Here is a 21,691-nt window from a genome sequence, read left to right as displayed (position 1 = left end):
GTGAGAGCCCCTGTCTTTTAGAGACAGGGTTTCTTTTTGTGCATAAGTTTACGTGAAAAATAAATAATATGGATAGCATTTTCCTAAGGAGGAAATAAAATTGATGCATGCTGATAATAGATTACTCGTTGCTGCTCTAGGCGGTGTTAATGAAATCGGGAAAAACATGTATTTCATCCAATATGACCAGGATATTGTCGTTATCGATTGTGGCTCCAAGTTTCCTGATGAGAACCTGCCTGGTATTGACCTTATTGTGCCCGATGTCACCTATCTGCTGGAAAATCAGGATAAAGTCAGAGCGCTCATTGTGACTCATGGGCATGAAGATCACATCGGAGGTATTCCCTATCTGCTGAAACAGATTAATATGCCCGTTTTTGGCACAAAGCTCACCATCGAATTAATTAAGATTAAGTTAAGGGAGCACAATCTTTTACGTGATGCTGAGCTTCATCTTATAGATGCAGATTCAACCGTTCAAGCGGGAACGATTCAGGCCTCTTTTTTCACCACGGTCCACAGTATCCCGGATTGCCTGGGTGTCTTTTTTCAGACACCGGAAGGCAATGTGGTCCATACCGGGGATTTCAAATTCGATATGTCTCCCGTAAGCGGACCTTTTCCCGATCTTCATCGAATGGCTGAAATAGGAAAGAAGGGGGTAAAAGTGCTGCTCTCCGAAAGTACAAATGCGGAAAGACCGGGATTTACCCCTTCAGAACGTTTGGTTGGCGGGCATATTCTAGATGCATTTGCCAGAGCCAAGCAGCAGGTATTTATCTCCACGTTCGCTTCTAATGTGAACCGTGTTCAACAAGTCATTGACGCGGCTGTGGAAACAGGTCGCAAACTGGTTTTACTCGGACGCAGTATGGTAAATGTGGTTTCGGTGGCGAAGGAGCTGGGCTTCTTGCATATGCCTGAGGATTTGTTGATTGAGCCGGGGGAAACAGAGCGGTTCCCCGCAGAAGAAATTGCAGTTTTATGTACCGGAAGTCAGGGAGAGCCGATGGCCGCATTGTCACGTTTAGCCAATTCCCTGCATCCCAAAATCGAAATTTTGCCTGGTGATACGGTCATCATTGCTGCGGGAGCCATACCGGGGAATGAGCGAAACCTTTCCCAGGTCATTGATAATTTGTATGTGCTGGGTGCCCAGGTTATTTATGGATCAGGCAGCTCCACGGGGATGCACGTATCCGGTCATGGCAGTCAGGAAGAATTAAAATTAATGATGACCCTTATGAAACCGGAGTATTTGATTCCCATACACGGTGAATTCAGGATGTTGTATCAGCATCGTCAACTAGCGGAGTCTGTGGGGATTCCGATGGAGAATGTATTTATCGTCCATAACGGTGACACTGTTCAAATCGAAGAGGGAAGAGCATCCCTGGGGCCCAAAGTATCAGCCGGCAATAGCTTGGTAGACGGGTTGGTAACAGGGGACGTAGGTAATATTGTACTACGAGACCGTAAAAAGCTTTCTTCAGACGGAATGCTGATTATTGTGATGACGTTGAGCAAAAACGAGAAGCAAATGCTCGCAACGCCAGAGGTCATTTCAAGAGGCTTTGTATATGTTAAGGATTCCGAAGAGCTCATGAGTCAGATCCACGACACGATTATGTCCACAGTGAACGAGTTAACAGAAATCGAAATGAGTCAGTGGGGACTGATTAAGCAGATGTTAAAAGATGATGTTGGCCGCTTTATTTACAGTCAGACGAAGAGAAGACCCATGATTTTACCTATCATTATTGAGGTATAGAATAGCGACAAATGTCAAAACAAGATAGAGCTTGTTCAATACGCGATTACACAAAAAAGACTTAAATCAGCAATATGACTGATTTAAGTCTTTTTGATTTCCTTCCTACTTTTCCTATAAGAATGCGGATGTAATGGCGGTTTACAGCGCAGCGTCTTAATCGCTTACAGCCGCTTGGGTTCCTGCTGTATGCCCTGTCGTAAACGCCGCTGTAATATTATAACCACCTGTGTAACCGTGAATATCGAGAATCTCACCGCAGAAGAACAACCCAGCCATCAGCTTGGACTCCATCGTTTTCGGATTAATTTCCTTCAAATTCACACCGCCCCCGGTAACAAATGCTTCCTTCAGAGAGAGCGTACCGTTCACACGGATTGGAAACGCCTTAATGCGATGAGCAAGTTCTTGCCATTGTTGCTTGGGAATATGATCATAGGTCAAGTCCTCACGCAGTTCGGCTTGCTGGAGCAACAATGGAATCAAGCGTTCCGGTAAATAAGGCTTAAGCACATTTTTGATCGCTTTTTTAGCATCGACCGATGCCAATTCCAGCGTCTCACGATAGACTTCATCGGCATGTTTGTGAGGTTGTAAATCCAGAGTCAACAACACCGTGTTTACCTTATCCTTTTTCATTCCCTTGACGACAAACTGACTGCACCGCAAAGCAGTTGGGCCAGATAAACCGAAATGTGTAAAAATCATATCTCCTTCATGGACGACAACTTTTTTTTGCTTCGCATTCCATACGGTCAGACTGATATCGCGTAAGGATAGTCCCTGAAGCTCTTTCGTCTGGATGAACGTCTCGCCTGAGGTCAACGGCACCTCTGTTGGGTACAGTTCCGTAATCGTATGCCCTGCTTGTTCTGCCCATGCATAGCCGTCACCTTCCGAGCCTGTATGCGGGACGGATTTGCCGCCAACGGCTACAATGACATTACGGCTATGTAGGATTTCACCGGAACGCAGCCGCACCCCAGCCGTATGACCTTCATTGTAAATAACCTCTTGAACAGGACAGCTTGTCCGAATCTCGACTCCTTGAGAGCGTACCTTGTTGATCAAAGCATCGACAACTGTTTTGGCTTTGTCCGTCACTGGAAACATACGCCCATTGTCTTCTTCCTTTAAGGCTATACCCAGCTGTTCAAAAAAGGCGATGATATCCCGATTGCCGAAAGCCGCCAGTGCACTGTGCAGAAAACGGCCATTGCCGGGAATGTGTTGAATGAGTTCGTCCAGCTCTTTGGCATTCGTGACATTGCAACGGCCTCCACCAGAGATCCCCAGCTTTCGCCCGAGCTTATTTCCTTTTTCAAGCAAAAGCACCTTGGCGCCCTCACCGCTGGCAGCGGCAGCAGCCATTAATCCGGCTGAGCCGCCTCCGATCACAATAACGTCGTAAGTCATAAACCTCTTCCTTTTCGTCGACAAATTTTCAAAAAATTCAGAATGGTGTAACCGATTTTTCATCATATCGTAATACCGTCGCTCTAATAGCCTTAGAGCACAGCAAACGCGTATATCTTTCAATTTCCAGGAATTTAAAACGCGTAAAAACGTTCCTCTTATATACATCTGGTATTTAGCAGATTTTGTCGTTCTACACCGGGATTTTAACACATATATTGTAATATATTGTAGCCTGTGCTTTAATTCAACTAACGGCGTCAAGGAAAGATGATGAGGGGGAGAAGTCCTTGTTAATTGCGTTGAAGGAAAGTGTGCTCCAAGTTCTCCTTGCCGTTATATCGGCGGGTTTTTTCTCTATATTAACGGATTATGGGGATAAGAAAAAGGTTTGGGGCGGCAATCTGCTTCCTGGACCCAATCAAGGAATACTGTATCTGTGTTGCTTGCCAGCCATATTGCTATGTACACTCTTTCAATATCAGTCTCCGTATGGTCTACCTTCCAATCTCGGTATTATTCCCCTTGCTGTTGGCATCATGTACGGTAGACGTCGCACTGCCTTCGTGCTCGCCGCTTCCGCACTGATGGGTGTCCTGATTATAGCCCAGTCGACAGAAATGTCCCCGATGTATGTGGGCACGGGTTTTATTCTTTTTCCTTTTATGCTGCTGCATGTCAAGTTTTTCCAAAGAGGAACCTTGGTGGACAAAAAAATCCTAATCTCCGCATATGTTGTGGCTGATATGCTGTTTAAGGCGATTTTTCCGCTACTGTGGGGCAAACAGGAAATTGCGGTATACGTTCCTGACTTACTTACAACGTTCTGGAATATTGGTGCAGGGGTGCTGGCAAGTTTTACGGTCGTGAGTCTGATGCATAATGCCTTTGAGAAGCTGGCGCTGCGGCGTGATGTGACTGAATTTACGAGCAAATACTTAATTGAAGTGGATAAGCTGCGTCAAGTTATGGATTTGATGCCGTTATCTCTTGTTACTCTGGACAGCGAAGAACGAGTTATACATATGAACAAAACGATGCTGGAACTCTACCAGGACTTCGATCCCTACATTACACTGCCTGAGGTAGTAGGCCGTCCATTGACCTCGTTATATGGTTTTAGCGCTTTGCCTGTGGTTAACGAACGAGTTGCTAAAGCGTTGGAAGGAGAGGCGGGTGCTGATTTTATAAATGTTCCTCCCAAAGTATTCTTCTCAAGTTTCCTTCCTATTCGTGATAAACATGTAAACCAAACGACAGGCGTCATTATCGCCTTGCAAGATATTACAGAGCTGGAGACGCTGCGCAGTGAGCTAGGCAATTTCGAGAGGCTCAGTCTGGTCGGACAGATGGCAGCGGGCATTACTCATGAAATACGTAATCCGATGGCGGTTGTGCGTGGTTTTTTACAGCTTATGCGTGAGAAAAGTCCAGAATCTCTCAACCATTACTACCGCATTGTTATGGAGGAACTCGATCGGGCGAACGGAATTATTAACGATTTCCTTTCACTGGCCCAGAATCGGATTGTCGAGAAGGAGCAATGTCATCTGCATGATATTATTCGCGAACTGACGCCTTTATTGTGGGCAGATGCGAATCTGAGAGGGCAGACGATTGAGCTAAAGCTGGAGGAGCATGTGACGATGCTGCATTTGAACCCTAAGGAAATGAAGCAGTTGCTGCTTAATTTATCACGTAATGCGATGGAAGCTATGGGAGAAAAGGGGGTGTTGACCATTTCGACTCATGAGGAAGGGGATTTCGTGGAACTCGAAGTAAAGGACACAGGTCCGGGAATTCCGCAAAAACAGCTTGAAAAGCTGTTCCAACCTTTTTACACCACCAAAACGAAAGGTACAGGTTTGGGGCTGGCCTTATGTCAAAGTATAGTGGAGCGTCATCACGGTACGATTGCCGTAGACTCGGTGGAGGGAATGGGCACGCAGTTTAAAGTCCGATTGCGCAGAACCGTCCCGACTTACCGGGATCACGCTGAACCTTCTGTCATAAATTCGATACAGAAATAATCGTGCAAATATATAGCCGGATTTTTGCAAATTACGTGAAAAAGATTGTATAATGAAGTTTAGATGTCCATGCCTTTACTACGGCAAAGGATGAAATTAAAAACGTAGTATACATGATTTTTGGAAAAGGAGTGAAAGAATATGTCTATGTCTTTCGATCAATATATGAGAGATTCAGTTCAGCCAATGCGCGATGAACTGACGAATCTTGGGATTCAGGAACTGCGTACTTCTGAAGATGTGGAGGCCAAGCTTCCTAATGCTAAAGGGACAGTGTTGGTTGTTGTGAACTCGGTATGTGGTTGTGCCGCAGGCCAATGCCGCCCGGGTGTGGCTGAAGCGTTGAAGCATGATCTTACGCCAGATCATCTGTATTCGGTTTTTGCCGGACAGGACAAGGAAGCAACGGCAAAGGCTCGCGAATTTTTCGCACCTTACCCACCGTCATCCCCTTCTATCGCGCTGTTGAAAGACGGCGAGCTGGTTCACTTCATCGAGCGTCATCAGGTGGAGGATCGTTCGGCAGATCAGATCGCTGCTGATTTGACCAGTGCATTTGATCGTTTTTGCCGGTAAGACTGCTCAAGCTATGCCCCGCATTTTTCGCCTGCGAAACTTGCCGGGGCTTTTGCATGTTGGCTTGTGAAGGAAATTCCTAAAAAAGAGGTGCTTATCTGATGAGTTTGCAGGAACAGATTATTGCTGAATTGGGAGTACAGCCTACGATTAACGTAGAGGCGGAGGTCCGTAAGCGTGTGGATTTCCTCAAGTCGTATGTTACGAAAACGGGAAGCAAAGGGCTGTTGATCGCCATCAGTGGCGGGATTGATAGTGCCGTAGCAGCCGCTTTGTGCAAGCGGGCTACAGATGAATTGACGCAGGAACAAGGGGACGAATACACAACACTGGGTGTATTCCAGCCATACGGCCAACAGGAAGATATCGAGCATAGCTACGCGGTAGCCAAAGCGTTCGACCTGAAATATGCTGGGGAAACGAACATTAAGGAAGCCGTGGATAAGGTTGCCGTGGAAGTAGAGCATACGTTAAAGGATATCGGTCTAGAGCGTTCTATTACTCCGCAAGTGAGAGGGAATGTAAAGGCAAGAACACGTATGGTGGTTCAGTACGCACTCGCGAATGAGCTGAATCTGCTCGTCGTTGGCACAGATCACGCTTCAGAAGCTATCACAGGCTTTTATACCAAATGGGGCGATGGTGCGGTTGATATTACGCCACTTAGCACGCTCAACAAACGTCAGGTGCGCTTGCTCGCTAGCTATCTTGGAGTCCCGCAGGCCATTTTGGACAAAGCGCCTACAGCAGGATTGTGGGAAGGCCAGACGGATGAAAAAGAACTGGGGATCTCCTACGAAGCAAACAGCGACTACCTGGAAGGCAAGGAAATTGACCCGGCGGCACGCGAAAAGCTGGAAAGCTTCTTTACACGTACAGCGCATAAGCGGACAAGCATCCCAGGAGTGTAAGCATTAATCATTATGGAATTGTAAAATCCTGAAGTAAATAAATGCGGCGATCCGCCCGGCGGATCGCCGTTTGTATTGAAGGGGCAATAATTTAATTGGTGATCCACTCAATGAAGCGGCGGGTTTCAGTAATCGCTTGATCCAGTGGAAGGCTACCTCCCTGGAATGGATGAACGGTATTAAAGGTATGATTGCCGCCTTGAATTTGTACCCATTCGATGTCGGGACGAACGGATGTGAGCAGGGCAGAGCCTTCCCGTAGACGTTTGGAATCTTCGGTTCCCTGGATCAGTACAGCTGGGAGCTGGCTGTTGGCAAGTCTGTCTACAATGGCAAAACGCTGGCGATTTTGTTCCAGGTCTTCCAGTATGACAGCATCCAGCGGAAGCTGTTGTCCTGTTCTAGCGTTCTCCACATAGCTGCGCCCCTTGGCGCGCATTTCTTCTTTTTGCGGTAAAGTAAACAAATCAAGATCTGTCACGCCATTCCATGAAATGACGCCAGCAATCTCGCCGGGATGATCTAGAGCATATACAAAGCAGCTTCCCGCGCCTCGGCTATGTCCTAACAGAAACAACGGCAATTCTCTGAACTCATGACGTGCTCTCAGATTGGACAGCAATAGTTCCAAATCCTCTTGTTCGCGGCTATAGGTGTTGCGTGCGAACTTTTCCAGCTCGGTAAAATTCTCTAGATCCTCACCAATGCCATTATGTGAAAAGTTAAAGGTCACAACATGGTTATCCATACTCAATGCTTCTGCTATATAGGGGAACATGCCCCAATCCTTGAATCCTTTGTAGCCGTGAGCGATGATGAGCAGGCTTTTGGCTGTATTTTTAGCGGGAAACCAGGAAGCCCGGATCACCGCATCTGTTCTTGCTTCGGTACCTGCTTCAACAATAATGGTTTTTGACATCCTATCCTTCCTTTCTACGGGAATTTTTTAAAATGGGCATATGAGCTGAATTCAAAACATTCACCTATAGCCTTTCTTATTTTAACATATTTTGGTGCCGCTTTTACGCCTTTGTGACTCGCCAGGGTGAGGACGCACTGTTACAATAGATCCAGTAAAGTAAAAAGGACGGGGAATACCCAAATGATCTACGGAATTGGACATGATGTGCTGGAAATAAGCCGTATGGCTCATATTTTGGCAGGTAAATATGCAGATGCGTTTTTGAATCGGGTGCTGACCCCGGCAGAACGTGAGCTTGCTGTGGAACGCAAGGGTAGACTAACGGAGTTCGTAGCAGGGCGCTTTGCCGCCAAGGAAGCGATAACGAAAGCCTTCGGTTGCGGAATTGGGCAAATCATCGGGTTCGGCGATATGGATATTTTACCGGAACCTGGGGGGAAGCCAGCCGTTTATTTGTCTTCATCCGCATGGGATAGACTGAGATTGCCGTCTACAGGTGACTCGAATTACAGCATTCACTTGAGTATTACACATCAGCCTAACATTGCCTCTGCTTTTGTGATTGTCGAATATAAGGAGATGTGATGTGATGACTACAAATACATTGGAACAAAAGCGTTATTTCAGCTTTGAACTGTTGAATTGGTATACACGTAACAAGCGCGATTTGCCGTGGCGCCGCCATCGGAATCCTTTTTATATCTGGATCTCGGAAATTATGCTTCAGCAGACACGTGTGGATACGGTCATTCCGTATTTTAATCGCTTTATTGCACGTTTTCCTACAATTGAAGCGTTGGCGGAAGCACCCGAGGAGGATGTGCTTAAGCTGTGGGAAGGGCTGGGTTATTATTCGCGGGCCCGGAATTTGCAAACTGCGGCAAAACAAGTAGTTGAGCTTCACGGCGGGCAGGTGCCGGATGATACACAGGCTGTCGCTGCACTGAAAGGAGTAGGCCCGTATACGACGGGGGCGATTATGAGTATCGCCTTCAATCGACCAGAGCCTGCTGTGGACGGAAATGTGATGCGTGTGCTGTCGCGTTATTTTCTCATTGAAGAGGATATTATGAAGGGCAGCACGCGGGCGCATATGGAAAGTCTGGTACGGGAGCTGATTCCCGAAGGAAGGGCTTCTGATTTTAATCAGGCGCTGATGGAGCTGGGGGCGCTGGTCTGCACGCCGAAGTCGCCTCATTGTCTGACCTGCCCGGTAATGGAGCATTGCTCGGGCAGGTTGGCAGGTCGCGAGGAGACGCTGCCAGTCAAGACCAAGGCGAAGCCGCCGCGGCTGGAGCCGCGTTCCGTAGCCCTCATCGAGGGCAGCGGAGCGAACGCAGGCCGCCTGCTCGTACGGCAGCGCCCGGCCAAGGGCCTGTTGGCCCGCATGTGGGAGCTGCCGCATGAGCTTGCCGGGCCGGAGGGCTACAACGGCCCGGTGCCGGATGAGCCCGCCATGGACCATTTGGCGGCTCATTTGCTGGCAGAGGGCGTGCTTGCGCGCCCGGTGCGGTTTGTACGTGAGGCGGAGCACACGTTCAGCCACATTCACTGGAACCTGCGTGTGTTCCAGTGTGAAGAGGTCGCCGTCCCTGCCGGGGAGGCGGGAGGACATCCGCTGGCTGCCGAACAGCGGGCCAGCTACAGCACCGAAGCGAAGCCAGGTGCGTTGATTGCGCTGGCTGAGCAGGCGGAGCACGCGCATAATGCGCTGCCAGCGGGGTACCGCTGGATCAGCGAAGCGGATATGGCCACCTTGGCGTTTCCCAAGGTGTTCCTCGATCTGATCACCGAGTATTATGCGAAGCAAAAAGAGAACTAATTAAGAGAACATGCAGTTAATAAAATAGCGGCAGTATGGACATGAGGTTGATCCATGCTGCCGCTATTTTTCTGTTTTTGGAATGAATATGCCTAATTTAGTTGCGAACGAAGTGTGTTATTTTTGGGGGGGGTTTCGGTATTCGGATGGAGTCACCTTGTTGACCGTTTTGAACATTTTGGAGAATAGGAGTACATCTTTATACCCTACAGACCGAGCGATATCCCCGATTTTAAGGGAAGTATTTCTTAATAGGGAGCACGATTTTTCAATCCTCAAATGCAATAAAAATTCCTGTGGTGACTTATTTAGTTGCTGTTTAAATAAACGATGCAAATACGAACGGTCAATTGAAATGTACTTGGCAATGTCGCTTACAGTAATGAAGTGTGAATAGTTTTGTTGAATGAAGAGAAGCGCTTCTTTAATATACCGCTGCTGTCTTACCTCAGGGTTGACTTCCTGATTAGGGTAATGTTCAAACATCAGATACAGAAATTCATACAGCTTGGATGCAAGGAGTAGGTCCTTGTTGGATTTCAGTGTAGAAGAAACGACGATGCTTTCCATACAGCGGGCAAGGCTGCCCTCTGCTTCAAACCGGAAAATGGGATTGTCCGTATTGATAGAGGTCCGGCTTAGATATTCTTTTGCTTGCACCCCATTAAAACCAATCCAGGCATATTCCCATGGGTCGACTTCATCCGCTTCGTAGTAAATTAAAACCTTCGGCTCAATAAAGAAAGCATCGTTTTTCTCCAAATGATAGATTTTATTGTTGACTTTAAAGATCCCTTTTCCTTTTAAAATATAATGTACCATATACCCGCTTCGAATGGCTGGACCATAAGAGTGCTTGCTGGTACAGCTTTCTTTGCCACATGTGTATAAATTGAGATCCAGGTTGTTATAGGAATGATTGGAAAAGTGTGAACTCATTTATTTTCACCCCTTAGTTCATCTCTGCATATTATCACACCGTTTCATATAGAGTCTACATTATTCCATATAATTATTAAAACTATTCAATTATGATTAGGATGTAAACAATAAGTAAACAACATAATTTATACTTTTTGGAAATCGTACTATTGGCTCTATAAGGGGGTTGCTATGGCTATACACATCGATAAAGAGAAGCTTTTATTCCATTTACAAGGCAGCAATACGAGTTATGTCATGCAGGTTATACGAGATGGTTATTTAGCCCATCTGTATTGGGGAAAGAAAATTCAGAACTATCGGGGAAGCAATAAAATCATCTTTATGGATAGAGGATTTTCACCCAATCCCGATGGCTCGGATCGAGCCTTTTCACTGGATACTATCCCGCAAGAATATCCGTCATTTGGAAATAGTGATTTCAGGATTCCTGCGTATCAGCTTCAATTGGAGAATGGTTCTACAGTGACAGACTTTCGCTATAAAGAACATCGGGTTTACCAAGGCAAACCAAAATTGAAAGGGCTTCCTTCTACTTATGCAGAAGATGCTGGCGAAGTAGAAACTCTGGAAATCGTCCTTGAAGACCCATTAATTAATGTAAAGGTTGTACTATCCTATAGCCTATATCCAAAGCGGGATGTCATTACCCGTTCAGTCCGTTTCGATAATGAAGGTCGGCAGCAGCTAAAACTACTTAAAGCGTTAAGTGCTAGTGTGGATTTTCGTGATGATGAATATGAACTAATTACCTTGTACGGTGCGCATAATAATGAAAAAAATATAGCAAGGCGAAAAATTTTACCTGGAATTCAAATGGTAGACAGCTGCCGTGGAGCCAGCAGCCCTCAACAGGCACCCTTTATGGCACTTGTAAGAGAAGGAACAGATGAAGAACAAGGTGAAGTGTACGCCTTTAATCTGGTGTACAGCGGGAACTTTACGGCCCAGACCCAGGTAGATTCCTATCGGAACACAAGAGTCACGATGGGGATTAATCCTTTTGATTTTACATGGCTGCTTGAACCTGAGGAATCGTTCCAAACACCAGAAGTGGTCATGGTATACACCGAAAACGGCTTGGGCGGCATGTCGAGAATTTATCATGAATTATACAGGAACAGATTATGTCGTGGGCCTTTTCGTGACAAAGAGCGGCCGATCCTGATTAATAACTGGGAAGCCACTTACTTTAACTTTGATGCCGACAAGATTGAGCAGTTGGCGAAGGAAGCTCAAAGTGTAGGAGTGGAACTGTTTGTATTGGATGATGGTTGGTTTGGAAAACGGGATGATGACAATACTTCATTAGGCGATTGGGTGGTGGATCGTCGCAAACTTCCAGATGGATTGCTGGATCTTGCAAACCGCATACGAAACCTGGGTATGGAGTTTGGTTTGTGGTTTGAACCTGAAATGGTATCCATAGACAGCGATTTATACAGAAAGCATCCCGATTGGTGTATCCATGTCCCTGATCGTCCGTATACGTTGGGAAGAAATCAACTGATGTTGGATTTATCGAGGAAGGAAGTGTGTGAGTACATTATTAAGTCGGTTTCCGATATTTTATCGGACGTTCCAATTACTTATGTAAAATGGGACATGAATCGTCACATGACGGATGTGGGTTCGGCTGCCTTGCCACCTGAGAGACAGAGGGAGACTGCGCATCGTTATATCCTGGGACTCTATAGTGTTATGGAAGAGCTTACATCAAGATTTCCCCATGTCTTATTTGAGAGCTGTTCTAGTGGAGGAGGCCGTTTTGATGCCGGCATGCTCTATTACATGCCTCAGACCTGGACGAGTGACAATACGGATGCCATTTGCCGACTGAAGATTCAATGGGGAACAAGTCTTGTCTACCCTCCGATTACTATGGGGGCACACGTCTCCACGGTACCCAACCATCAAGTGGGTAGAATAACTCCCTTGGAGACCAGAGGTTATGTCGCCATGGCCGGGAATTTTGGATATGAGCTGGATCTGACGACATTAACCGTTGAGGAAAAAGAAATAGTAAAAAAACAGATAGCTCTATATAAAGAAATTAGATCGCTCATTCAATTTGGGAAGTTTTATAGAATCATTAATCCGTTTGATGAAAATGAAGCTGCATGGAACTTTGTGTCGGAAGATCAAACGGAAATGGCGGCCAGCTATTTCAAGGTTTTATCCCAACCCGCAGCCGCGATTAAAACGTTAAAATTCAAAGGTTTGAATCCAGACTACGTTTATAGAAATGTAGAAACTGGCGAGCTGTTCGGCGGTGATGAATTAATGCATGTCGGCATAACGCTTGCCAGGGTAAAGCAGGACTTTTTAGGCATGTTCTGGAGATTTGTTAAAGAAGACATCTGATTCAGCTAGAGGAGGTTTTACTAGATGGAAGCAAAAGAAAAGCAGTATAAGCAAATTTCTCAAGAAATTTTAAAATATATCGGTGGTGAAGAGAACATTATCGGTGTGGCCCATTGTGCCACAAGATTAAGAATTGTACTTGAGGACAATGAAAAAGCGGAATTAAAAATGATTGAAGATATTGATCTGGTTAAAGGCGTTTTCATAGCGGGGGATCAACTACAGATCATTTTTGGAGCAGGGTTGGTCAATAATATCTATGCCGTGTTTTCCAAACTGACCGGAACGGAAGATATGTCATTAAGTGACGTCAAATCGAAGTCCGCACAAAGGCAAAATCCTTTTCAAAAAGCCATTAAATCGCTGTCAGATGTCTTCATTGAGATCATGCCTGGAATTCTTGCCGCCGCATTGTTAATGGGGATCACCGGTCTATTAGGCCAGAAGGGGCTATTCGGCCCTAAATCGATTGTGGAGATGTATCCAATTTTCCAAGGGATCAATCGCTTTGTTCAAATCGTTTCCACAGGTATTTTCACCATCCTGCCGCTGCTTGTTGTTTATTCTGCAACCAAGAGATATGGCGGCCGTCCGATTCTGGGGCTTGTGCTGGGTGCAATTATGCTTCATCCAGCCTTGGCGGACGCCTTTGAGGTAGCTAAAGGGAGCCAAAATCCGGAATCGATCAGTCTTTTCGGCCTTCCCGTACAGTTGGTAGGCTTTCAGGGCGGTATTATTATTGCTCTAATGATGGGATATGTGGTAGCCAAGTTGGATCAGTTTTTTAACAAAAAGGTTCCAGACATGATTAAACTATTTTTGGCTCCGTTGCTGACGGTCTTTGTTTCTTCCCTGCTATTGTTTACTATTATCGGCCCTCTTGGGCGAGAGTTGGCTAGTCTGGTGACTGTTTCGCTGCTTTGGATGACACAAAACCTAGGAATATTCGGTTTTATGTTTTTTGCAGGCATTCAGCAGATCATTGTTATTACAGGCTTACATCATGTTATGGGTGCGGTAGAAGCGCAGCTGTTAACCGATACAGGCAGAAATTTTATCAACCCGTTGGCATCAGTAGCTTTGATGGCTCAAGGGGGCGCCGTTTTGGGGTATATTCTTTTGAATCGCAAAGACACCAAGGTTAAAGAAATGGGTTACTCTGCATTCGGGTCTGTACTTTTTGGAATCTCGGAACCAGCGATCTTTGGGGTCACTTTAAAGTATAAGTTCCCCTTGGTTGCTGGATGCCTCGGAGGAATGATTGCGGGAGCATATGTATATTTAAGCAAGCTGACAGCCATAGGATTCGGAACCACGGCTCTTCCCGGCTTTGCAATTGCCGCGTCAGAGAACCGTGGTCATATGAATTATCTGATCGCTCATCTTATTGCCCTGTTATGTGGAGCATTATTTACATTGGCTTACGGTGCTTTTAAGAGTAAGAGGTCACGAGCCTGAACCAAGAGAATATGAACAGGTTGGACAAAATTAGTAAGGTACCATCAAGTTTTTATGAAAACGGTTAAAAATAATAGAACATTCGTGGAATGGACAAGAGAGCATAGATGATAAAGTAAAAGAGCCGACCTCAGTCGTTACTAACGACCGAGGTCGGCCTTAAGTTTATATGGGTATGCATGTACATTCGTTAAAGCTAATCAATGCTACGATCGCTTTCAATCAGCCCTTTGCCGATTACATTGGCCGAAACTGGAGGCTTGCCGAGCTCCCGAGACCATACGGACAGTTGCCCGATATGATGAATCTGGTGGGCGATAACATGACGCATCACCTCGCCCCAGGCATCAATTACAATCCTGCCGTCCGGGAGGTGATCTTCGAACCTTTTCCGTTCCAGACCATCATGCCAGGCGAGCACGAACGGCTCGACATCGAGTCGAAACTTTGCATCCAGCTCACGGACTTTGTCGAGCGTATCATAGAGAGAGAAGTCCTCTTGAAGGTCGGGTTTGCCCTGAATCGTTTGAATCCAGCTCCACTCCACATCAACGATATGAAAGAGTGTCTTTAGAATGCCGCCGACTCCGCCGACGCGTTGTTTCAGTAATTCCTCCTGCGACACCTCTTCACACCAGCGGTACCATTGTTCCCGAATCATCCAGTTGTAACGAAAAAAAGTCTGCATCCATCAACCTCCAGAGCTGTATTTGAGAATCATCTCCACCAGTTTACCATGGAATGCCAAAAGGGCTGTCTCATTCGTAGAAAATCTACTTTTGAGACAGCCCTATTATAGGATAGAGATGTTGTTACTGGCTTATTTCTTTGCAGCCGCGTAACGTTTGTTTACTTCATCCCAGTTGATTACATTGTAGAATGCTGCAATGTAGTCTGGGCGTTTGTTTTGATATTTCAGGTAGTAAGCATGCTCCCAAACGTCCAGTCCAAGTACCGGAGTCAGACCTTCAGACAGCGGGCTATCCTGATTTGGAGTGCTAGTGATCGCCAGTTTGCCGTCTTTGCCGACAACCAACCAAGCCCAGCCGCTACCAAAACGTGTTGTAGCTGCTTTAGTGAAGTCTTCTTTAAATTTGTCGTAGCCGCCCAGCTCGTTGCTGATTGCTTCAGCAATAGCACCTGTCGGTTGTCCGCCGCCGTTAGGACCGATAACTTCCCAGAACAGGCTGTGGTTGTGGTGTCCACCACCGTTGTTGCGAACCGCAGTGCGGATGCTTTCAGGAACGCTGTCCAGATTGGAGATCAGATCCTCCAGGCTCTTGCTTTGCAGTTCAGGAGCGCTCTCCAGAGCTGCGTTTAAGTTCGTTACATATGTGTTATGGTGACGATCATGGTGAATTTCTACTGTCAGTGCATCAATGTGCGGTTCCAGTGCGTCTTTTGCGTAAGGAAGTTCTGGTAATTGAAATGCCATAGTAAAATCCCTCCTGGTTATATGGTTGGGTAAGTGTTCCTATGTAATAATACCCTCGACAGTTATATTAAACCGCATTCAGCCTATTTTATCAACATTTTTGTTTGTAAAATAGCAAACTGGGCAATACGGCCTGGTAGATAGCATGTCCAAAAACCCGATTGGAATACACAATACATAGGTAATAAGAGGTAAATTGTGAACTTTAAAATGTAAACGCTTTATATACAGCGCTTACATGAGAAAAAGGGATGTATTCCGTCAAAAAGTATGGTTTAATGGTCAAGGAAGCAGAAATTTCGGCTTTTTTGTCGTCTGCTATAATCTGTCATGTCTATGACATGACGAACTTGAGGGCATACACCCTTTTCCTGTTCTTCATTTCATATATAGCAGATCGTATGCATTTTTATCATAATGCCTTGTGATTAACACCATGATAAGAAATTTAAGGATTTATGTAAAAATGACGGTGCTGTCTCAATTTTTTTATTATGCTTACGAAAAGGGAGATATTACTTATGCACGTTCGTTCCTTTCAATTAAGTGATGTGAACTCAGTAACGGCACTCATGCAAATTGCCTTGTCAGAGGAGTGCTACAAAGAGACGGTGAGTGCGTTTGCCCGTCAGCTTTCGTGGGATTCCGGTTTGATCATCGTTGCAGAAGAAGAGGGAGAGATCGTTGGTGCTTTGATCGGCACGATCGATCAGAATGATGGTTGTTACTATCGTATCGCTATTCACCCGGATCGTCGTCGGATGGGAATCGGCAAGTCGCTTGTGGAGTCCATGGAGCAGCGTTTTCAGCAACGTAAGGTTAGCCGTATTTGGGTAGCAGGGGACAAGCATAACAGTGCGGCCATGCCTTTGTACGAAGCGATGGGCTATGGAGCAAGCCAGATTTTACAGGCTTTTCAGAAGCTGAGTATTTTGGCGCCTCATTAATCGGGAATCGAAATAAAGAGAATTGAATAACATTAAGTATAATATTTACATTTAGAGCATATCTGAGTAACCGTTGCAATCGGGTACGGGATATGCTTTTCTATTTATAACAGGGTTGAGGAGGTTTAATTATGGACGCTTTGGCTCCTTCGTCAGGCCCGCTTCCCTCGCCGGAAACGTCCAAACAAGCAGGCCGCTCTGGTTACATACGCGATTGGTTAGTCACTCTGCTGATCGCCATGGTCGTCTTGCTGCTTCTGAACCTGTTCGTATTTAACTTGTCCACGGTCAGAGGACATTCGATGCAGCCGACGCTAATGGAAAGCCAGCATTTGTTCGTTAACAAACTGGTTTATAATTTTCATGATCCGGGCAGGGGGGACATTGTGATTTTAAAAGATCCTGATTCCAAGCTGTCGAGTCCAAGATTTTTAGTGAAGAGAGTTATAGGTATTCCCGGAGATGTAATCCGAGTTGAGCATAATCAATTGTATGTGAACGGTGAGCTACTAAATGAACCTTATACTAACTCTGACGTGGAGGATGGTGATTATGGTCCCTTTACGGTGGAGCCGGAGCACTTTTTTGTCATGGGGGATAATCGCCATACTGCAGCAAGCAAGGATAGCCGCTATTTTGGCAGCATTAAATCTCAAGATTTACTGGGACGTGCAGAATTTATATTTTGGCCCATATCTGAGTGGAAATGGCTATAGAGTAACTATAGTCTGAAATCAATGCGGAACACGTCCAAACCGATCAGGACCATGACGGAGCAGGCGGTTACCGATGAGGAAAGGAAGAGGATGATGAAAGAAGTGATGGTATATACCGACGGTGCTTGTTCGGGAAATCCGGGCCCTGGGGGCTGGGGGATCGTTTTGCTATATGGGGAGCATCGTAAGGAGCTGTCAGGTGCCGAGAAAATGACGACAAACAACCGTATGGAGATCAAGTCCGTGATAGAAGCGCTAAAGCTGCTCAAGGAGCCTTGCCATGTGAAAGTACACAGTGACTCTGCCTATGTCGTCAATTGCTTTAAACAGGGCTGGATTAAGAATTGGCTTCGTAATGGCTGGCGCAACAGTAAAAATCAGCCAGTGGAGAACAAGGAACTATGGGAAGAACTGTGGGAACTGATGGGTAAGCATGAGGTTGAATATGTGAAGGTTAAAGGGCACAGTGACAACGAACTGAATAATCGCTGTGATTTTCTGGCGACCAGTGCTGTTAAAAATTTACGGTAGCATCTGCTGCTATTTTCTGTTGAAATTTGAGATATGGGAATTTTGCAAATCCTCATATCTGTAATGATAAAAAGTGGAAGAGAGGTGAGTATCGGATGCAACGCGGATTGACTCAGGCGGCTGCCGGAACCGCTTCGACTTGGGCTGCGCTCAAGCAGGAAATTATTGAGGCAGCTCCAGGGCTGGGTATCGACTCCATCGGGTTCGCATCCGCCGACCCCTTTCTGTCTCTGAAAGCTATATTGGAAGAGCATCGTGCGAAAGGCTATGAATCCGGCTTTGAGGAGCCAGATATTGATAAGCGGATCTACCCGGAGCTGTATGGCTCACAGCCTGCATCTCTGATTGCTATTGCGGTGGCGTACCCTTCTAAAATGAAGGACCCGCCGAAGTCGGACAAGGGGAAGTACCGTGGTATTTTGGCGCGTTCAGCCTGGGGGAAAGATTATCATCTGGTACTACGCGAAGCGATGGGAAAGCTTGAGGCTTTTATAAGTGAGCGGGTGCCTGATGCCATATTGAAAAACATGGTGGATACCGGAGAACTGTCGGATCGAGCTGTTGCGGAGCGCGCAGGGATTGGTTTTAGCGGCAAAAATACGATGATGATTTCACCGACGCTGGGATCATGGATTTATCTAGGTGAGCTGTTGACGAACATTCCTTTCCAGCCAGATGAACCGGTAACGGATGGTTGCGGCGAGTGTACCAAATGTTTGGATGCCTGTCCTACGGGCGCGCTTGTGGGTCCTGGACAGCTGAATGCCCAGCGGTGTGTGTCCTTTTTGACGCAAACGAAGGGCTTTCTGGATGAGGAGTTTATGCGGAAGATAGGGAATCGGCTGTACGGATGTGATACCTGCCAAATGGTATGCCCCAAAAATCGGGGTCTCAACTGGGATCACCATCCCGAGCTTACACCCGATCCTGAAATTGTGAAGCCGTTGCTGCTGCCGTTACTGGATTTGAGCAACCGTGAATTTAAAGACCGATTCGGTCAAAGTGCAGCGGCTTGGCGGGGGAAGAAGCCCATTCAACGCAATGCGGTCATTGGACTGGGCAATTTCAAGGATATCAGCGCGGTGCCCAAATTAACGGAGGTTTTATTGGATGATCCGCGTCCCGAGCTGCGAGGCACGGCGGCGTGGGCTTTGAGTCGAATAGGAGGGGAAAACGCTATGACAGCGATCAAGCAAGCATCAGAGAAGGAACAACATGAGCAAGTACGCGAAATGATCGCGCAAGCGCATTCCAAACTAGAGGAACAAGAGCAGGCAGAACAGCAAAAGGCGTCTGAATTAATGATTGAGGACTCGCAGGGTCCAACTACGATTTATTATGATGAAATGGAGACACCTGTGGGCACGTTGACGCTGTGCGCTACAGATCGGGGGCTGTGCCGAATAGACTATGGCGTTTTTCATGCGAGGGAAGCACTGCTTCAGCAATGGGCCCGGACATGGATTGGGGAATATGTCTATGTGCAGGAACCTGACAAACTGCGCGAAGCCGCAGATCAACTGCGTGAATATTTTGCGGGAGAACGACGGGAATTTAGTATAGCCTATGATTTGAGAGGGACTCCTTTTCAAGAACAGGTATGGCGTGCACTGCAAAATATTCCGTACGGGCAAAGTGTGTCCTACAAAGATATTGCGGAATCGATCGGCCGAGCCAAGGCGGTACGTGCTGTTGGGGAAGCAAATAATAAAAATCCGTTACCCATCCTGTTTCCATGTCATCGGGTATCGGGTGAAAACGGAAGTTTGGTCGGTTATGCTGGAGGCTTGCCAGTCAAGACGAAGCTGCTGGATTTGGAGAAACAATAAGGACATATGTTTGCAAAAAGTGATTTGCTAGCTGTCCCATGTTTTGCTATGATAGGTTCGTGCAATTCAAGATGTTTCATATAAATATACAGAGGTGACGACTTCGTGGTGTGGAATATTGTCATTCCGATTATTACCCTGATTGCTGGTTTGGTTGGGGGATTTTTCATCGGTGCTTATTATCTTCGTAAACAGCTTGAAAAGATGCAAAACGACCCTGAAACGCTGCAAAAAATGGCCAAACAGATGGGTTACAACCTGAATGGGAAACAAATGCAAAAAGCCCAGCAGATGATGAAGAACCAACAGTTCTCCAAAAATCAGCCTGGTCCGCGTAAAAATCAGGGCCGTCGGAAATAATGAGCAACGTGAGCACGGATGCCGCATGAGGTTGCTGCATAGAGGAGGATTACTGTGGCTGGCGTAAAAGATTATATTAACCGCAAAGCTGCGGATAACCGGGATAAAATCGAGTACCATGTGGAGCAGATTTTACAACTGATCGGTGAGGACCCCAAGCGTGAAGGGTTATTGGAAACACCGGCACGCGTTGCGCGCATGTATGAGGAAATATTTGCGGGTTATGAGGTTGATCCCCGGGATGCGTTGGGTGTGACATTTGACGAGAATCACGAGGAGCTTGTGATCGTGAAGGACATCGTTTATTACAGCCAGTGTGAACACCATATGGCTCCTTTCTTCGGAAAAGTGCATATCGGCTATGTACCCAGCGGCAAAATTGTAGGACTGAGCAAGCTTGCACGTCTGGTAGAGGCAGTGACCCGCCGATTGCAGGTACAGGAGCGTATTACTTCACAGATCGCTGATATTTTAAATGAAGCAGTCTCCGCTCACGGGGTTATGGTGGTCGTGGAAGGCGAGCACCTGTGCATGTGTGCAAGAGGTGTCAAAAAGCCTGGTAGCAAAACGGTAACGTCTGCGGTACGTGGTACGTTTCGTGATGATGCAGCACAGCGCGCAGAATTTCTGTCGCTGCTCAAGGATTGATCGAACATCGCAAGACGTTTATGTGATGAACAAAAAAAGGGTGGTTTACGCATAGGCGTAGCCACCTTTTTTTGTTAACATCAGAAATAGAGACGACGGGATAGCCGCCTTAAAATACAATTAGCCTATGGATAACAGTTATTTTTACAGATAGGGGATAACGTATGGAGAATGTACATAGATCAACAGAAAAAACAACAGCTTTGCCTGAGTTGCAGTGGTTTGAAGCGCCACTCGCGGCCACTCAGGAGGACGTTTTGTCTCCGCTGGCTTGGGAGGAGCTGGCCTGTCGGCAAGTAGGGAAAGGAGCTGCACCCATTTTGCATCTATGGCGGCATCCGTCAGCGCTTGTGATCGGTCACCGGGACCGCAGGCTTCCCTACGCCCCACAGGCGATGGAGCGAGTGCGCAGCGCGGGAACCTCGGTATGCGTACGCCCCTCGGGTGGAGCAGCCGTCATGCTGGACAGGGGGGTGCTGAACCTGTCCTTGATCCTGCCGAATCCACAGCGGGCCATCAGCCTGCATGAGGATTTCCGGCTCATGGCAGCGCTAATTGCCGATGCGCTGGTTCCGTGGTCTGGCGAGGCGCAGACCGGAGAAATTCCCGGGTCCTTCTGTCCCGGGGATTACGATGTCAGCGTCCGAGGCCGCAAATTTTGCGGCATTGCACAGCGGCGCCAAGCCAAGGCGTATATCATCACAGCTTTCGTGATGATTGAGGGCAGTGGTGTAGAGCGTGCACAGGCGGTACAGGAGTTCTACACAGAGGCAGCCGGGGACACGTCGGCAGGCGTGCAGCAGCAGGATTACCCCCGGGTGAATCCAGCAACAATGGGTAGCCTGGCAGAGCTGGCTGGAGTGCCGTCTGTTGAGGCGTACACGGCATCTCTGCGCCGTATCGTTGAGAGCCGGACAGCCGTTTTACCTGCCGCTGGCTGGCTGGTACAACCGGAAGAATTGACCGAACAAATGGCAGCACTCAGAGAGCGATACGATTTGCAGGTGTAG

20 protein-coding genes are annotated in these 21,691 nt (G+C 46.8%); 15 read left to right on the top strand and 5 right to left on the bottom strand.

Annotation, left to right across the window (positions count from 1 at the left end):
• Nucleotides 1-103 precede the first annotated feature (103 nt).
• Nucleotides 104-1,774 carry a ribonuclease J gene (locus NLX78_RS18650; RefSeq protein ID WP_069291088.1) on the top strand — a complete coding sequence of 557 codons (1,671 nt, stop codon included), beginning with the start codon at nucleotides 104-106 and terminating at the stop codon, nucleotides 1,772-1,774.
• A gap of 156 nt (nucleotides 1,775-1,930) precedes the next feature.
• On the opposite strand, the gene NLX78_RS18645 is transcribed toward NLX78_RS18650, so the two are convergent.
• Nucleotides 1,931-3,190 (bottom strand): BaiN/RdsA family NAD(P)/FAD-dependent oxidoreductase, encoded by a 1,260-nt coding sequence (locus tag NLX78_RS18645; RefSeq protein ID WP_254351224.1) that lies wholly within the window; start codon nucleotides 3,188-3,190, stop codon nucleotides 1,931-1,933.
• Nucleotides 3,191-3,480: 290 nt separating this feature from the next.
• Between NLX78_RS18645 and NLX78_RS18640 the strand changes: the two genes are divergently transcribed.
• The 3 genes from NLX78_RS18640 to nadE all read left to right on the top strand — a co-directional run bounded on the left by NLX78_RS18640 (nucleotide 3,481) and on the right by nadE (nucleotide 6,707).
• Entirely contained in the window at nucleotides 3,481-5,220 is a 1,740-nt protein-coding gene (locus NLX78_RS18640) for a two-component system sensor histidine kinase NtrB (RefSeq protein ID WP_254351223.1), read from the top strand.
• A gap of 141 nt (nucleotides 5,221-5,361) precedes the next feature.
• Nucleotides 5,362-5,796 (top strand): BrxA/BrxB family bacilliredoxin, encoded by a 435-nt coding sequence (locus NLX78_RS18635; protein WP_023986978.1) that lies wholly within the window; start codon nucleotides 5,362-5,364, stop codon nucleotides 5,794-5,796.
• A 101-nt stretch (nucleotides 5,797-5,897) separates the two neighbouring features.
• Nucleotides 5,898-6,707: an ammonia-dependent NAD(+) synthetase gene (gene nadE / locus NLX78_RS18630; protein ID WP_254351222.1), complete on the top strand. Its 810-nt coding sequence runs from the start codon at nucleotides 5,898-5,900 to the stop codon at nucleotides 6,705-6,707.
• A gap of 91 nt (nucleotides 6,708-6,798) precedes the next feature.
• Here the strand turns inward: nadE and NLX78_RS18625 are convergent, their stop codons facing one another.
• Nucleotides 6,799-7,626: an alpha/beta hydrolase family protein gene (locus NLX78_RS18625; RefSeq protein ID WP_061831971.1), complete on the bottom strand. Its 828-nt coding sequence runs from the start codon at nucleotides 7,624-7,626 to the stop codon at nucleotides 6,799-6,801.
• A gap of 183 nt (nucleotides 7,627-7,809) precedes the next feature.
• Here NLX78_RS18625 and acpS point away from each other — a divergent pair, with 183 nt between their 5' ends.
• Entirely contained in the window at nucleotides 7,810-8,214 is a 405-nt protein-coding gene (acpS, locus tag NLX78_RS18620; RefSeq protein WP_069291092.1) for a holo-ACP synthase, read from the top strand.
• Nucleotides 8,215-8,218: 4 nt separating this feature from the next.
• Nucleotides 8,219-9,451 carry an A/G-specific adenine glycosylase gene (gene mutY / locus NLX78_RS18615; protein WP_235307221.1) on the top strand — a complete coding sequence of 411 codons (1,233 nt, stop codon included), beginning with the start codon at nucleotides 8,219-8,221 and terminating at the stop codon, nucleotides 9,449-9,451.
• Between the two features lie 117 nt (nucleotides 9,452-9,568).
• On the opposite strand, the gene NLX78_RS18610 is transcribed toward mutY, so the two are convergent.
• The gene (locus tag NLX78_RS18610) at nucleotides 9,569-10,390 is read right to left on the bottom strand and encodes an AraC family transcriptional regulator (RefSeq protein ID WP_254351221.1); all 822 of its coding nucleotides are present in this window, start codon (nucleotides 10,388-10,390) and stop codon (nucleotides 9,569-9,571) included.
• Between the two features lie 174 nt (nucleotides 10,391-10,564).
• Here NLX78_RS18610 and NLX78_RS18605 point away from each other — a divergent pair, with 174 nt between their 5' ends.
• Both NLX78_RS18605 and NLX78_RS18600 read left to right on the top strand, forming a co-directional pair.
• Nucleotides 10,565-12,757 (top strand): alpha-galactosidase, encoded by a 2,193-nt coding sequence (locus NLX78_RS18605; protein ID WP_254351220.1) that lies wholly within the window; start codon nucleotides 10,565-10,567, stop codon nucleotides 12,755-12,757.
• A 24-nt stretch (nucleotides 12,758-12,781) separates the two neighbouring features.
• Nucleotides 12,782-14,215 carry a PTS transporter subunit EIIC gene (locus tag NLX78_RS18600; RefSeq protein ID WP_254351219.1) on the top strand — a complete coding sequence of 478 codons (1,434 nt, stop codon included), beginning with the start codon at nucleotides 12,782-12,784 and terminating at the stop codon, nucleotides 14,213-14,215.
• Nucleotides 14,216-14,411: 196 nt separating this feature from the next.
• Here NLX78_RS18600 and NLX78_RS18595 read toward each other — a convergent pair whose 3' ends face one another.
• Together NLX78_RS18595 and NLX78_RS18590 are read right to left on the bottom strand one after the other, a co-directional pair.
• Nucleotides 14,412-14,903 carry a DinB family protein gene (locus tag NLX78_RS18595; RefSeq protein ID WP_254351218.1) on the bottom strand — a complete coding sequence of 164 codons (492 nt, stop codon included), beginning with the start codon at nucleotides 14,901-14,903 and terminating at the stop codon, nucleotides 14,412-14,414.
• Between the two features lie 132 nt (nucleotides 14,904-15,035).
• Nucleotides 15,036-15,650 carry a superoxide dismutase gene (locus NLX78_RS18590; RefSeq protein ID WP_023986992.1) on the bottom strand — a complete coding sequence of 205 codons (615 nt, stop codon included), beginning with the start codon at nucleotides 15,648-15,650 and terminating at the stop codon, nucleotides 15,036-15,038.
• Between the two features lie 521 nt (nucleotides 15,651-16,171).
• On the opposite strand from NLX78_RS18590, the gene NLX78_RS18585 reads away from it, so the two are divergent.
• From NLX78_RS18585 to NLX78_RS18555, 7 genes are all read left to right on the top strand, one after another.
• Complete coding sequence (locus NLX78_RS18585) at nucleotides 16,172-16,597, top strand: GNAT family N-acetyltransferase (protein ID WP_254351217.1); 426 nt, start codon at nucleotides 16,172-16,174, stop codon at nucleotides 16,595-16,597.
• Between the two features lie 131 nt (nucleotides 16,598-16,728).
• Entirely contained in the window at nucleotides 16,729-17,313 is a 585-nt protein-coding gene (gene lepB, locus NLX78_RS18580; RefSeq protein WP_165178993.1) for a signal peptidase I, read from the top strand.
• A gap of 93 nt (nucleotides 17,314-17,406) precedes the next feature.
• The gene (gene rnhA / locus NLX78_RS18575; protein ID WP_023986996.1) at nucleotides 17,407-17,844 is read left to right on the top strand and encodes a ribonuclease HI; all 438 of its coding nucleotides are present in this window, start codon (nucleotides 17,407-17,409) and stop codon (nucleotides 17,842-17,844) included.
• A 95-nt stretch (nucleotides 17,845-17,939) separates the two neighbouring features.
• Entirely contained in the window at nucleotides 17,940-19,673 is a 1,734-nt protein-coding gene (gene queG / locus NLX78_RS18570; protein WP_254351216.1) for a tRNA epoxyqueuosine(34) reductase QueG, read from the top strand.
• A gap of 105 nt (nucleotides 19,674-19,778) precedes the next feature.
• A complete protein-coding gene (locus NLX78_RS18565) occupies nucleotides 19,779-20,033 on the top strand; it encodes a YneF family protein (RefSeq protein WP_013308742.1) in 255 nt (84 codons plus the stop codon).
• A 54-nt stretch (nucleotides 20,034-20,087) separates the two neighbouring features.
• A complete protein-coding gene (gene folE, locus NLX78_RS18560) occupies nucleotides 20,088-20,681 on the top strand; it encodes a GTP cyclohydrolase I FolE (RefSeq protein WP_013308743.1) in 594 nt (197 codons plus the stop codon).
• A gap of 164 nt (nucleotides 20,682-20,845) precedes the next feature.
• Nucleotides 20,846-21,691, top strand: coding sequence for a lipoate--protein ligase family protein (locus tag NLX78_RS18555; RefSeq protein ID WP_254351215.1), 846 nt, complete (start codon nucleotides 20,846-20,848; stop codon nucleotides 21,689-21,691).

The organism is Paenibacillus sp. Lou8.1 (assembly GCF_024213565.1).
In the GTDB taxonomy this organism is placed as follows: domain Bacteria; phylum Bacillota; class Bacilli; order Paenibacillales; family Paenibacillaceae; genus Paenibacillus; species Paenibacillus polymyxa_B.
This window is presented reverse-complemented; position numbering and strand designations above follow the sequence as displayed.

Excerpts from the sequence above, each read along its gene's own strand:
- NLX78_RS18650 (WP_069291088.1), top strand. The coding sequence starts at position 104 with ATGCATGCTGATAATAGATTACTCGTTGCTGCTCTAGGCGGTGTTAAT.
- NLX78_RS18645 (WP_254351224.1), bottom strand. The coding sequence starts at position 3,190 with ATGACTTACGACGTTATTGTGATCGGAGGCGGCTCAGCCGGATTAATG.
- NLX78_RS18635 (WP_023986978.1), top strand. The coding sequence starts at position 5,362 with ATGTCTATGTCTTTCGATCAATATATGAGAGATTCAGTTCAGCCAATG.
- nadE (WP_254351222.1), top strand. The coding sequence starts at position 5,898 with ATGAGTTTGCAGGAACAGATTATTGCTGAATTGGGAGTACAGCCTACG.
- NLX78_RS18625 (WP_061831971.1), bottom strand. The coding sequence starts at position 7,626 with ATGTCAAAAACCATTATTGTTGAAGCAGGTACCGAAGCAAGAACAGAT.
- acpS (WP_069291092.1), top strand. The coding sequence starts at position 7,810 with ATGATCTACGGAATTGGACATGATGTGCTGGAAATAAGCCGTATGGCT.
- mutY (WP_235307221.1), top strand. The coding sequence starts at position 8,219 with ATGACTACAAATACATTGGAACAAAAGCGTTATTTCAGCTTTGAACTG.
- NLX78_RS18610 (WP_254351221.1), bottom strand. The coding sequence starts at position 10,390 with ATGAGTTCACACTTTTCCAATCATTCCTATAACAACCTGGATCTCAAT.
- NLX78_RS18605 (WP_254351220.1), top strand. The coding sequence starts at position 10,565 with ATGGCTATACACATCGATAAAGAGAAGCTTTTATTCCATTTACAAGGC.
- NLX78_RS18600 (WP_254351219.1), top strand. The coding sequence starts at position 12,782 with ATGGAAGCAAAAGAAAAGCAGTATAAGCAAATTTCTCAAGAAATTTTA.
- NLX78_RS18595 (WP_254351218.1), bottom strand. The coding sequence starts at position 14,903 with ATGCAGACTTTTTTTCGTTACAACTGGATGATTCGGGAACAATGGTAC.
- NLX78_RS18590 (WP_023986992.1), bottom strand. The coding sequence starts at position 15,650 with ATGGCATTTCAATTACCAGAACTTCCTTACGCAAAAGACGCACTGGAA.
- NLX78_RS18585 (WP_254351217.1), top strand. The coding sequence starts at position 16,172 with ATGCACGTTCGTTCCTTTCAATTAAGTGATGTGAACTCAGTAACGGCA.
- lepB (WP_165178993.1), top strand. The coding sequence starts at position 16,729 with ATGGACGCTTTGGCTCCTTCGTCAGGCCCGCTTCCCTCGCCGGAAACG.
- rnhA (WP_023986996.1), top strand. The coding sequence starts at position 17,407 with ATGAAAGAAGTGATGGTATATACCGACGGTGCTTGTTCGGGAAATCCG.
- queG (WP_254351216.1), top strand. The coding sequence starts at position 17,940 with ATGCAACGCGGATTGACTCAGGCGGCTGCCGGAACCGCTTCGACTTGG.
- NLX78_RS18555 (WP_254351215.1), top strand. The coding sequence starts at position 20,846 with ATGGAGAATGTACATAGATCAACAGAAAAAACAACAGCTTTGCCTGAG.